13 protein-coding genes are annotated in these 12,196 nt (G+C 38.0%); 5 read left to right on the plus strand and 8 right to left on the minus strand.

The genetic code is table 11. From position 1 onward, the window contains the following. Window positions 1-6 precede the first annotated feature (6 nt). Window positions 7-1,176, plus strand: coding sequence for a metal-dependent hydrolase family protein (locus DVJ99_RS01280; protein ID WP_114602851.1), 1,170 nt, complete (start codon window positions 7-9; stop codon window positions 1,174-1,176). A 59-nt stretch (window positions 1,177-1,235) separates the two neighbouring features. On the opposite strand, the gene mspA is transcribed toward DVJ99_RS01280, so the two are convergent. Then, window positions 1,236-1,553: a membrane stabilizing protein MspA gene (mspA, locus tag DVJ99_RS01285; RefSeq protein WP_114602852.1), complete on the minus strand. Its 318-nt coding sequence runs from the start codon at window positions 1,551-1,553 to the stop codon at window positions 1,236-1,238. Window positions 1,554-1,616: 63 nt separating this feature from the next. Further along, the gene (locus tag DVJ99_RS13060; RefSeq protein ID WP_162912119.1) at window positions 1,617-1,784 is read right to left on the minus strand and encodes an SE1832 family protein; all 168 of its coding nucleotides are present in this window, start codon (window positions 1,782-1,784) and stop codon (window positions 1,617-1,619) included. A gap of 136 nt (window positions 1,785-1,920) precedes the next feature. Here DVJ99_RS13060 and DVJ99_RS01290 point away from each other — a divergent pair, with 136 nt between their 5' ends. After that, window positions 1,921-2,832 (plus strand): AEC family transporter, encoded by a 912-nt coding sequence (locus tag DVJ99_RS01290; protein ID WP_114602853.1) that lies wholly within the window; start codon window positions 1,921-1,923, stop codon window positions 2,830-2,832. A 114-nt stretch (window positions 2,833-2,946) separates the two neighbouring features. Here DVJ99_RS01290 and DVJ99_RS01295 read toward each other — a convergent pair whose 3' ends face one another. Together DVJ99_RS01295 and DVJ99_RS01300 are read right to left on the minus strand one after the other, a co-directional pair. Continuing rightward, complete coding sequence (locus DVJ99_RS01295; protein WP_114602854.1) at window positions 2,947-3,801, minus strand: GRP family sugar transporter; 855 nt, start codon at window positions 3,799-3,801, stop codon at window positions 2,947-2,949. A 118-nt stretch (window positions 3,802-3,919) separates the two neighbouring features. Continuing rightward, the gene (locus tag DVJ99_RS01300) at window positions 3,920-4,786 is read right to left on the minus strand and encodes a GNAT family N-acetyltransferase (protein ID WP_114602855.1); all 867 of its coding nucleotides are present in this window, start codon (window positions 4,784-4,786) and stop codon (window positions 3,920-3,922) included. 143 nt (window positions 4,787-4,929) lie between these two features. On the opposite strand from DVJ99_RS01300, the gene DVJ99_RS01305 reads away from it, so the two are divergent. After that, window positions 4,930-7,062: a DNA topoisomerase III gene (locus DVJ99_RS01305; RefSeq protein ID WP_114602856.1), complete on the plus strand. Its 2,133-nt coding sequence runs from the start codon at window positions 4,930-4,932 to the stop codon at window positions 7,060-7,062. Between the two features lie 189 nt (window positions 7,063-7,251). After that, window positions 7,252-8,586: an NCS2 family permease gene (locus tag DVJ99_RS01310; protein WP_105993310.1), complete on the plus strand. Its 1,335-nt coding sequence runs from the start codon at window positions 7,252-7,254 to the stop codon at window positions 8,584-8,586. 98 nt (window positions 8,587-8,684) lie between these two features. Here DVJ99_RS01310 and DVJ99_RS01315 read toward each other — a convergent pair whose 3' ends face one another. The 4 genes from DVJ99_RS01315 to DVJ99_RS01330 form a co-directional block, all read right to left on the minus strand. Then, window positions 8,685-9,476 (minus strand): glucose 1-dehydrogenase, encoded by a 792-nt coding sequence (locus tag DVJ99_RS01315; protein ID WP_114602857.1) that lies wholly within the window; start codon window positions 9,474-9,476, stop codon window positions 8,685-8,687. A 31-nt stretch (window positions 9,477-9,507) separates the two neighbouring features. Further along, the gene (locus DVJ99_RS01320) at window positions 9,508-10,371 is read right to left on the minus strand and encodes a GRP family sugar transporter (RefSeq protein WP_240430799.1); all 864 of its coding nucleotides are present in this window, start codon (window positions 10,369-10,371) and stop codon (window positions 9,508-9,510) included. A gap of 95 nt (window positions 10,372-10,466) precedes the next feature. Further along, window positions 10,467-11,030, minus strand: a complete 564-nt coding sequence (locus tag DVJ99_RS01325) for an NADPH-dependent FMN reductase (RefSeq protein WP_114602859.1) — start codon at window positions 11,028-11,030, stop codon at window positions 10,467-10,469. A 128-nt stretch (window positions 11,031-11,158) separates the two neighbouring features. Further along, complete coding sequence (locus DVJ99_RS01330) at window positions 11,159-11,545, minus strand: hypothetical protein (RefSeq protein ID WP_114602860.1); 387 nt, start codon at window positions 11,543-11,545, stop codon at window positions 11,159-11,161. Between the two features lie 337 nt (window positions 11,546-11,882). On the opposite strand from DVJ99_RS01330, the gene rpsJ reads away from it, so the two are divergent. Further along, window positions 11,883-12,191 carry a 30S ribosomal protein S10 gene (gene rpsJ, locus DVJ99_RS01335; RefSeq protein ID WP_002479572.1) on the plus strand — a complete coding sequence of 103 codons (309 nt, stop codon included), beginning with the start codon at window positions 11,883-11,885 and terminating at the stop codon, window positions 12,189-12,191. Window positions 12,192-12,196 lie beyond the last annotated feature (5 nt).

Consider the following 12,196-nt stretch of genomic DNA (forward strand, 5'->3'; position numbering starts at 1 on the left):
TTTAAAGTGACTAAAGTACTTTTTACACATGCACATGTATTCAATGGAGAAACGATGGAACAAGACGCACAATTTGCGCTGGATACCAACAGCGGCAGATTTATCAGCCCATCAGAAGCAGTGGATGAAACAATAGACTTAAAAGGCAAATACGTTGTACCTGGACTTATCAATGCGCATACACATATCGTTGCTGATCCTGAAGGGAAAGTCTCTCAATTAGGTTCTCCAGAAAATGATGCAGTCACAGCAACGTATTCAGCATTAAAGAATTTAAAAGCACTCTTAAACGACGGGGTAACGTATATCAGAGATGTGGGTTCTATTTATGATGTTGACTTGAAATTATCTGAACTTGAAAAGCAAGGCGAGTTCACTGCACCAGGCATTGTTGCTTCAGGGAGTCCATTAACAATGACAGGCGGCCACTTCAGCGAAGGCAGTTATGAAGTAGATGGTGTGGATGAAGTTCGTAAATATGCGAGAAAATTATTGAAAAAGGGCGCAGATAATCTGAAATTGATGGCGACCGGAGGAGTTTCTTTCAGCGGCGAAACACCGCATGATGTTCAAATGTCAAAAGAAGAAATGGAAGCTGCGGTAATTGAAGCACATCATAAAGGCAGAACCGCTTGTGCACATGCGCAAGGTACAGAAGGCATTAAAAATGCTGTATTAGCAGGTGTGGATTCGATTGAACACGCAGTATATTTAGATGATGAAGCGATTCAATTATGCTTGGAGCATCATACATTTATTGTTCCGACATTGATTGCACCGTATGCGATTAATCAGCATCAAGAGATTTTGCCGGATTTCATGGTTAAGAAATCATTAGAAATTGAAGCGGCACATTTTGAAAGTATCGGAAAAGCAGCTAAAGCAGGTGTGAAACTTGCCTTAGGTACAGATTCAGGTACTGCAATGAATAACTTTGATACGCACTCTACTTTCGAAATGGAGTTGATGACACGTACCGGCGCTACGAACTTGCAGACACTGCAAGCCGCAACGATCAATGCAGCAGAGTTATTGAATATCAGTGAGGATACAGGTTCAATAGAGGAAGGCAAATTAGCAGACTTCATTGTACTAGACCATAATCCATTAGAAGATATCAAAGTGCTGCAAGGCGAGAAGACAGTGTATAAAAAAGGACATAAAGTTGCACGTTAATTAAATATAAAGAGAATCCCCTCAACGCCGTAAAAAGAGCGTCAAGGGGATTTTCTTTATTAATAAACGATAAATGTTAGAATAACACTGATTACAAAAATGAAAAGGGTCATCATATTTAAGATAGATACACCTTTTTTATCACCTTTTGTATACTTGAAGGCTGTAATTTCCACGTTGCCGACAAGCATTACAATGACCGCAAATTCCCACCATGCTGCAGGAGGGACAGTTAAACTTGTCATCGCTGCGACAAGTATCAGCAAAACACCCATTACCATACGCAAGATACTGCTGAAAACAGAGCGCATCTTATAGATACTGATGTAACTTACGAACAGGTATAAAACGGGTAATAATAACATATACAGTTGCATCATGCGAACTTCCTTTCTGGGCACACATTGATGGATGCCTCAGCATATCAAAGGTGCAAAGCACTATTGTTGATTTATTTGCGAACGTACGTGTGCGATTTCTTGTTCAATTTGTTCAAGCTGTTTAATCAGCGGGTCGACTTCTTGACCAGTAGATTCGCGCTTTTCCAAATCATCTTGCAAGCGTACGTAATCTTGTTTTAATTCTGCTAATTGACTTTCCAAATTCAATAGAAACACCACCTTATTGATTTTTATTATCAATAGTAATAGTATAGCATGGAAACTTTATAGATGTAATTGAAGAAAAATGACATTTGTCAGTCGACGTTTGAAATTTAAATAAAAAGAGAAAGAAGGATGACTTATGACAGGCAAATTCGTAATCATAGTCTTGTTGATTATACTCGGCTATGTATTAAAAAGAATTAATATATTAAAAGAAGAAGACAGTCAAGTCTTAGCCAAGCTAGTCCTAAATGTTACATTACCTGCGTTAGTCATCGTCAATCTGAATAAAGCTGATTTAGATATCTCATTATCAGTACTGCCATTAATGATGATTATTTATGGTATAATCGCAAAAATTATCGCAATCAGCTTCTTCTTAAAATATGATAATGAAATGCGCGGTACTATCGGTATGATGATGGCATCGTTAAACATAGGATTATTTGCTTATCCTTTAGTACAAGCCATCTGGCCAAAAGTCGGTATGATTTATTTTGGTATGGCAGATATCGGCGGTGCCATCATTATGTTTGGTGTGACTTATTTTGTAGGCAACTATTTCAGTAATGCAGAAGGTAATACTTTCAATGTGAAGTTCCTATTACTGAATTTGGTACGTTCTATTCCGCTCATGACGTATTTGATTATGTTCGGCTTAAATATGAGCAAGATTCATTTGCCGGATGCTATGATTCGATTCTTTGATGTGGTATCTCAAGCCAACATGCCGTTATCCATGATTTTACTTGGTCTAATGCTCAACTTCAGAGTAGAACGCAAATTCTTGCCCGTCGCATTGAAGTATTTAACTATACACTATGGTTTTGGTTTGGTTGCAGGTCTGTTAGTCTATTTCTTCCTGCCTGTATCAGATCAAATGATTAAAACAACATTAATGGTAATTTGGCTCTTGCCGATTGGTGTAGCTGTCATTCCATATTCGATTCAATTGAGATATCGAACGTTGCCTTTGATAGGTATGACGACCAATATGACTATTATTATCAGTATTTTTATTCTTTATTTTTATCAAATGTTCTTTGTATAAGAGAAAGGGATGGTATAACAACTGGTGCAGCTGTTATACCATCCCTTCTTTAATACATATATTAAAGCTTGATGCTGACGTATATTCATTTGAATGCTTGCTCATCGAAACTTATTAAGCTTTCAATCCTCCAAGTACAAAGGCAGCCGCAACGATTAAGACGATGCCTAATCCGATTCCGACTAATTGGCGTTTGTCTTTACGTTCTTTCAATAAGAAGATACCGCCGAGTGTAGAGACGATGACTAATAATTGCGAGAATGAGAAACTTGTCGCAACGCCGACTTTCGGTTGTGAAAAGAATAAGAACAAGTTACCGATAGCCCATACTACACCGGGTATAATATTTCGGATGGTATAGCGTTTTGAAGTTTGGTGATTGACAGATAATAAAAATCCGCCGATAGCCATACCGATTGATTGGAAGAACAATGCGTCTAAACCATTGACGCCAAAGATTTGTGCGATGACTACATAAACGACATAGCCTATCGTAGAAATCAGCAAGATTGGAATCGCTCTGCCTAGAGATTTAGAACCTTCTGAAGTTTCATGTTTCGCTTTCAGCGATGTTAATGCAATACCGGCTACTAAGAGAATCATAGCAAAAATACCTAACATGACTTGAGTACTTGTACTCCATTCACCTAAGAAGACAGCACTGAAGAGTGTAGTTCCGACTAACTGCATACCTGTTGAAATCGGCATTGTTTTAGAAACGCCGATCAACTGAACCGAACGTAATTGATAGCCTTGGCCAAGCGCCCAAAATGCACCGGAAATCAAGCCGACAATGACGACTTTCGGTTCAAAGCTGGCATGCCCTGTGAGGAGCAATAAAATACCTACAATCAAAGCGCCGAGTGTCGTGCCTCGGATTTGATTATAAGGTCCGCCTCCAACAAGTACGTTAATCAGGACAACGCTGCCCCAAAAGAGTGCAGGAAGCAATGCAATAAGTAAATCCATTTAGTTTTCTTTCCTTTCTATACTAAACTTCCCCTTTGTTAGAAATAGAATAAAACATCAGCAAATAAAATGAAAATAAAAAGTTTGCTGAAAGGGGTCACCTCTCAGCAAACTTGTTTTAGTCTTTAATGTATTTGAATTTTTTGCGTTCAGAACGGATGTCAAAACCGAGTTCACTGAAACGATCCACTAAGCGATCGTTTTTACTGCGGATTTTGAAATAAACTTTTCGGATAGTATCTCGTTTAAAAGCATAGTTGATTGCGTAACTTAACAAGTTGAAAGCAATACCTTCGTTGCGGTAATCCGTATGCGACGAGAAGTATTTGATTTCTGCTGATTGTTTATCAGGTTTGATTTGCAAATAAAGGTAACCTTTTAAGATGCCTTCAGAAACGAAGAAGAACAATTGATTATTCTCATCAATAGTATTGACGATTTCAGAAGCTGTCATCGCTTCACGTCTGAAGATTTTATGATGCAACGGTTCGAAATGTGTGAAAAAGGCTTTGTGATAAGGAATAATATGCCTTTGTGCTTCATTACTTGTTTCAATCGTATGATCAGTTGAAAGGTAGTAATCCGTAAACGTATAATGTGCATCAATTGCTTTCATCAATGAACTTTTATAGTCGCTTGTTACATCGAATGAAAAGTTGAAATGTGCACCTTTTGGTTGTGCGTCGGCCAATGTTTCGAATAACTGTTTGAATGCTTGAGCATCGAGTTGATAATTTGGAGCGAGAAAAGGTCCGACCATTTTAAAGTGTTGTGTATCATAAGAAAAACCGCCCATCAGCATTTGTATCTCATCAGCATCATTAACTAAGGCATATACACCTGTATCATGTTTTAATGCGTCAATACTTTGCGATAAAGCAACATTCTTTTGATGCAGCTTGTAAATATACGAACACATGGACGTATCGGCTTGGTGGATAAAGCTTTGGATGTCTTGAGCAGAATCTATCTGAATTGCTTTCATAAGAACCTCCTTGGTTGTCTGATAAACAGCAGCTTTGCCTTTATTATACTGTGTTTTGAGGTGAGATAAAAGGAAAGGTGGGGAAACAAGGACAATAAATCGTGTTACAATAGATATACGATTTTTTGGAAAGGACAGTAAATATGAAATCATTAATTCTAGCAGAGAAACCATCTGTTGCACGTGATATTGCCGGTGCGTTGAATGTAAATCAAAAGCGCAATGGTTATTTCGAGAGCCAAGACTATATCGTGACTTGGGCACTTGGTCATTTAGTAACGAATGCGACACCGGAACAATACGATGCGAAATATAAAACGTGGAATTTGCAGGAATTGCCGATTATTCCTAAACACATGAAGACTATCGTGATTCCTAAAACGAAAAAGCAGTTTAATACTGTAAAAGCGTTAATGTTAAAAGAGAATGTCAAAGATATTATTATTGCGACAGATGCCGGACGAGAAGGGGAATTAGTCGCACGCTTGATTTTAGATAAAGTGCATAATAAGAAACCGATAAAAAGACTTTGGATCAGTTCGATTACAGCTAAAGCAATCCGCAACGGCTTTAAACAATTAAAAGACGGCAGAACATACTTGCCGCTGTATCGTGCGGCTTTAGCACGCAGTGAAGCGGATTGGATTGTAGGGATTAATGCGACACGTGCATTAACGACTAAATATGATGCGCAGCTTTCTTTAGGGCGTGTACAAACACCGACGATTCAGCTTGTACAAATGAGACAAGACGAAATCAAGCATTTCAGACCTTCTGAATATTACACATTAGAAGCAACTATTGACGGCCAAGTATTCAAATTGGAAAGCCAGCGCCGTATTCATGACAAGCAGCAATTGGAACAACTTGTCGACAAACTGAAAGAGGAGACAGCAGAGATTGTATCGGTCTCTTCAAAACATAAGAAACAGTATCCGGCAAAATTGTTCAGTTTGACTGACTTGCAGCAAGAAGCGTATCAGCGTTACCGCATGGGTGCGAAAGAAACATTAAATACGCTGCAGAATTTGTATGAACGTCATAAATTAGTGACGTATCCAAGAACGGATTCGAATTATTTAACAGATGATATGGTAGAGACTTTCAAAGAGCGCCTTCAAGCATTGCTTGCGACAGAGTATAAAGATGCAGTACGTCCGTTGGTCAATAAGACGTTCAGTCCGAAAATGGGTATCGTCAATAATCAGAAAGTATCTGACCACCATGCGATTATACCTACAGAAATCAGACCGAATATGAACGATTTAAGTCAGCGTGAACAAAAGCTGTATTTAATGATTGCAGAACGATTTGTTGAGAACCTGCTGCCGCCATATGAATTTGAAGCGGTAAAAGTAGTTGCTAAAGTCGGCAATAAAACATTTGAACTGCAAGATAAAGTCGCAAAACAACTCGGTTTCAAGCAGCTGCGCAATGAACAGAGTGCACAGTCTGAACGTATTGCATTTGAAAAAGGTCAACGCGCTTCAGTTTCGCGCTTTCAAATTCAAACACATGAAACACAACCGCCTGCATACTTTAATGAAGGTACATTGTTAAAAGCGATGGAGAACCCTCAAAAATTCTTTGATTTAAAAGATAAGAAACATTCCAATACGTTAAAACAAACAGGCGGTATCGGAACGGTAGCAACACGTGCAGATATTATTGATAAACTCTTTAATATGAATGCGATTGAAGCAAGAGACGGCCACATCAGAGTGACTTCAAAAGGACGCCAGATTTTAGAATTGGCACCAAAGGCACTGACATCACCGCTATTAACTGCAGAATGGGAAGAGAAACTGACACAAATTGAAAAGGGTAAATACGACTCAAGACAATTTATCAAAGAGATGAAACAATTCACGCAATCTATCGTAGATGAAATCAAACAAAGCGAACAAAAATACAAGCATGATAATTTAACAACTACAGAATGTCCGACATGCGGTAAATTCATGATTAAAGTGAAAACGAAAAACGGACAAATGCTCGTATGTCAGGATCCAGCATGCAAAACGAAGAAAAATGTACAGCGCAAAACCAATGCCCGCTGTCCAAACTGTCATAAGAAAATGACGTTGTTCGGCAAAGGCAAGAAAGCAACGTACCGCTGTGTATGCGGTCATTCAGAAACACAAGAACAAATGGATCAAAGACATAAAAACAAAGGCAAAGGAAAAGTTTCAAAACGTGAAATGAAGAAATATATGGGTAAAGAAGAAATAGATAATAATCCATTCCAAGATGCATTGAAGAATTTGAAACTGTAATTAAATCACACACACTTATGAAACTATGAATTTTAACGAGCCATATTTAAAAATAGTGCGTTAGAAGGCAAACATAAGTGTGTGTTTTAATTTTCTCTATAAAATGTATGCATTTTAGTTAAAACCGCATTGTCTTTTTTTAATATAGGGATTAGAATATTAAGGTATTTCATTTAAGGAGAATGCAAAGTGAAAAAATATTTCCAATTTGATAAGTATCAAACGAATTATCGCAGAGAGATTTTAGGTGGATTAACAACTTTCTTATCTATGGCTTACATATTAGCTGTTAACCCGCAGATTTTAAGTTTAGCAGGTGTTAAGGGTATTCCTGACGATATGAAAATGGATCAAGGTGCTGTCTTTGTGGCTACAGCGTTAGCTGCTTTTGTCGGTTCTTTGTTCATGGGATTGATTGCCAGATATCCGATTGCATTAGCACCGGGTATGGGGCTTAATGCCTTCTTCGCCTTCACAGTAGTATTAACGATGGGAATTCCTTGGCAAATCGGTTTATCCGGCGTACTTTGTTCTGGTATCTTCTTCGCAATACTGACAGTAACCGGACTCCGGGAAACCATTATCAATGCGATTCCTTATGAGATGAAGATGGCAGTGACAGCAGGTATTGGTTTATTTATTACCTTTGTCGGACTGCAAGGTGCAGGTATTATTATCAATAATGATTCTACACTTGTAACACTTGGACATATTACAGACGGCAAAGTACTGTTAGCTGTCTTTGGTATTATAGTTACGGTAGTATTGTATGCTAAGAAAATACCAGGTGCGATCTTTATCGGTATGATTTTGACGTCTGTCGGCGGTTTGATTACAGGGTTGATTCAAATGCCACATGCGGTTGTAGGTAAAGTACCGAGTATTGCGCCGACATTCGGTGCAGCCTTTGAAGCATTTAAAGATCCGAGTCAGTTATTTACAGTTCAATTTTTAATTGTAATTCTGACATTCTTATTCATCGACTTCTTTGATACAGCAGGTACATTAGTTGCTGTAGCATCACAAGCAGGAATTATGAAAGATAATAAATTACCGCGTGCAGGACGTGCGTTATTCTCAGATTCGATTGCGACAATTGTAGGTTCTATTTTCGGTACAACAACAACGACTTCTTATATCGAATCGACTTCAGGTGTAGCAGTAGGGGCAAGAACTGGTTTTGCTAGTATTGTGACAGGTATATGTTTCTTACTCGCATTGTTCTTCAGTCCATTGATGGCAGTTGTAACAAGTGCTGTGACAGCACCGGCATTGATTGTGGTAGGTGTGCTGATGGCCGGCAACTTATCTGAAATCGATTGGAAGAAATTCGAACTTGCAGTACCTGCATTTATCACAATTATCATGATGCCTTTATCTTATTCTATTGCGACAGGGATAGCATGCGGTTTCATCTTCTATCCTATTACAATGTTAATGACGAAACGTCATAAAGAAGTACATCCTATTATGTACATTTTAATGGTCTTATTCATTTTATACTTTGTCTTTGTACATGGATAAAACCTTTTGCGGCAAGCTCATTTGATGGGCTTGCTTTTTTTATGCATGCAAAAAGCACTTGCCTGGAACAGACAAGTGCCTTAATGGTTGATTTGCTATTAACCTTTACCGCCCATGAAAGCAGGGTAGTTTGTCATACCGCCGTCAACATATATTGTTGTACCATGAACATAGCTTGAAACATCTGAAGCTAAGAAGAGGGCAACGTTTGCGACTTGATCAGTATTGCCGATTTCTTTTGCTGGAATCATTGCTAATGTTTCTTCACGTGTTTCAGGGTCTGAGAATTTCTCTTTCGTGTGTTCAGTTACGATGGCACCTGGTGAAATATTATTAATACGGATACCGTATTGTGCATATTCCATAGACATCGTTTCCATCATTTTCTTAAGGCCGCCTTTACTTGCTGCATAGTTCACGTAATATGGCCAAGGAATGGTATCATGAACACTTGAAGTATTTAAAATAACACCTTTTTTATCTTCTTTAAGGAAGTATTTCACGGCTTCTCTTGAACCGATGAAAGCACCTGTTAAGTTAATGTCGATGACTTTTTTGAACTCATCTACTGACATTTCGTGTGATGGAATCGGTTTTTCAAAACCAGCGTTATTAATCATAATATCTAAAGTGCCGAATTGTTCGACTGCTTGATTGACTAGGTTAATTACATCTTCTTCTACTGCTACATCACCTTGTACAGCTATTGCTTTTCCGCCGTTGTTTTCGATTTCTTTTATCATTTCTTTAAGTTCTTGTTCATGTTTTGATGAACGATAGTTTAAAACAACTTTTGCTTTGGCTTTACCGAATGCTTCAGCGTAAGCTTTTCCGATTCCGCTGCCGCTGCCTGTGATAATTACTACTTTACTTTCTAAATCTTGATACATATTAAAGCGCTCCTTTATATCTATATTATGATTAGGCTTTAAGCTGACCTAGAATAATAGATGCGATAATGATCAAAGCTATACCAGACCATATACCGATCATTTGACGTTTGTCTTTCTTCTCTTTCAATAGGAATATTCCGCCGAGTGTAGAAACAATAACGAGTAATTGTGAGAAGGAGAAGCTGGTCGCAACTCCGACTTTTGGTTGTGAATAGAATAGGAATAAATTACCTATCGCCCAAACTACACCTGGAATGATATTCCATAATGTATACTTCACAGAAGTTTCGTGTTTCATTGATAGCAAGAAACCTCCGATTGCCATTCCGATAGATTGGAAGAATAGCGCTTGCAGACCGTTGACATTAAAAATTTGGGCAATCACAACATAAACGACATACCCTAATGTAGAAATTAAGAGAATAGGGAATGCTTTAGCGATTGAACCAGAATTATCCGCTGCTTCGTGCTTTGCTTTCAATGATGTTAATGCGATACCGCCTACTAACAGCACCATAGCAATAAGCCCTAAAACAACTTGTGTACCTGTGCTCCACTCACCAAGGAAGATGGCACTGAACAAAGTAGTTCCGACTAATTGCATTCCGGTTGAAATAGGCATAGTTCTTGAAACACCGATAATCTGTACGGATCTTAATTGATTACCCTGACCTAATGCCCAAAAGGCACCAGATACAATACCTACGAAAATAACAATAGGGTTAAAGGAAGTATTACCTGTGAACAATACGATAATACCTACGATTAACGCACCCAGTGTCGTACCTCGGATTTGGTTATAGGGACCGCCACCGATAAAGACGTTAATCAGTACAACACTGCCCCAAAATAATGCAGGCAACAGTGCAATGAGTATATCCAACAATTCCACCACCTATACTTTTTATACGTGCTAATGGAAATATACCCAGCAGTAGATTGTTGAAAACAAACGAAAAAATTAATATAAAGTAGTTTTACCGCTTATTAATTTTTGAAATGATCTACCCAAGTATCAAAAGCCTTTAAGAAGGAAGGAACACGTTTTAATGTACGTTCATCTTCTAAGCGCATTGTATCTGTGTTCACTTTTTCATGTACTTTTCCGACTATAAACTTAGGACCCGTCATAACATGTGCATTCATAGCAAGCAATGATTGTCTGATTTGCATTTGGCCGAGCGCAGTACCGATAGAACCTGGTGAACCTCCAGCTACAGCGAAAGGTTTCCATATTAATGGAGACTTTTCGTCAGGTGTTCTAGAACGTGATGCCCAATCAATCGCATTTTTCAAACCGCCGGGAATACCAGAGTTGTATTCAGGGCTTACGATAATGACGCCGTCGCTTTCTCTAATTTTCTCTCTGAATGCTGTGACTGCTTCAGGTTCATTTTCACCTTCAATATCAAAGTTATAAACAGGCAAGTCTTTATAATCAATAATGTAAGTATTCCAATCCTCTGGTGCAGCTTCTAACATGGAATTAATAATTGCCTTGTTATATGAAGCTTCTCTCAAACTTCCAGAAATAAATCCAATATTTTTCATAACTATCCCTCCATTTAGTGGTCATATACTATTTATATCTCTTTAGAAAAATAATAAACGATAGCAAGGATAAAGTATAGAATATTGCAAGGCATGAAAAAACCGGCGTTAAGCCGGTGATTTTTCATCTATTTGATTCTTCTGCCATGTTCATCATAAACAGCTCTGGCACTTCGGTTTGCGACATAGATTGGAGTACTCATTACTACTAATAGGAAGAAAAGCATTAAGAAGAATAAAATCCAGTGTGCAATCATACCGACAAACGGGATAATCGCAATAAATGACCCAGCGATACCGAGTAATGGAATAATGACCATTGGACGAATAGAATTTTGACTATCGACAAGCAGAGTAACGACGATTAATAAATAGAAGAAAGCATTAATAATCAAAGGCTGCCATCCAAATGATAATATAATGGATCCGCCTAAGAACGGAATACCGTATACTAATTCAGAAAGCAAGAGTATGATACTTAAAATGATTAATGAAAGTCTGATACTGTGTTTCATTTTTCTTCACCACCTATCGTTTACTATTATATAGGATAAGAGGCATTAGAAAAAATTTGAGGACTTAGTGAAAAATTTCTATATACGGGTTGAAGTAAGAAGACATTTGAAGTAAAATATACTGGTATGTGTTAGAGAAAAAAGTCTTTCATAAAAAAGTTACAGTAAATGGTTGCAACTGAGCGACGATTCGTGTAACATATCTAATGTTGGACTTTGAATACGCGATGAAGCGAAAGGTTACTGACACACCCGGCCGCTTTGCCATGGCGTTGTGTGAGATAGTTTTCGTGGAGAAGTCTATCACTAAATGTAGACGAAATAAGGAGGGAAAATTATGGCAAAACAAAAAATCAGAATCAGATTAAAAGCTTATGATCACAGAGTAATTGATCAATCAGCTGAGAAAATTGTTGAAACAGCAAAACGTTCTGGTGCAGAAGTTTCTGGACCAATTCCATTACCAACTGAAAAATCAATTTACACTATCATCCGTGCGGTGCATAAGTACAAAGATTCTCGTGAACAATTCGAACAACGTACTCACAAGCGTTTAATCGACATTGTAAACCCTACACCAAAAACTGTTGACGCTCTTATGGGCTTAAACTTACCATCAGGTGTAGACATCGAAATTAAATTATAATAGAA

Source organism: Staphylococcus sp. EZ-P03 (assembly GCF_003344575.1).
Lineage (GTDB): Bacteria > Bacillota > Bacilli > Staphylococcales > Staphylococcaceae > Staphylococcus > Staphylococcus simulans_B.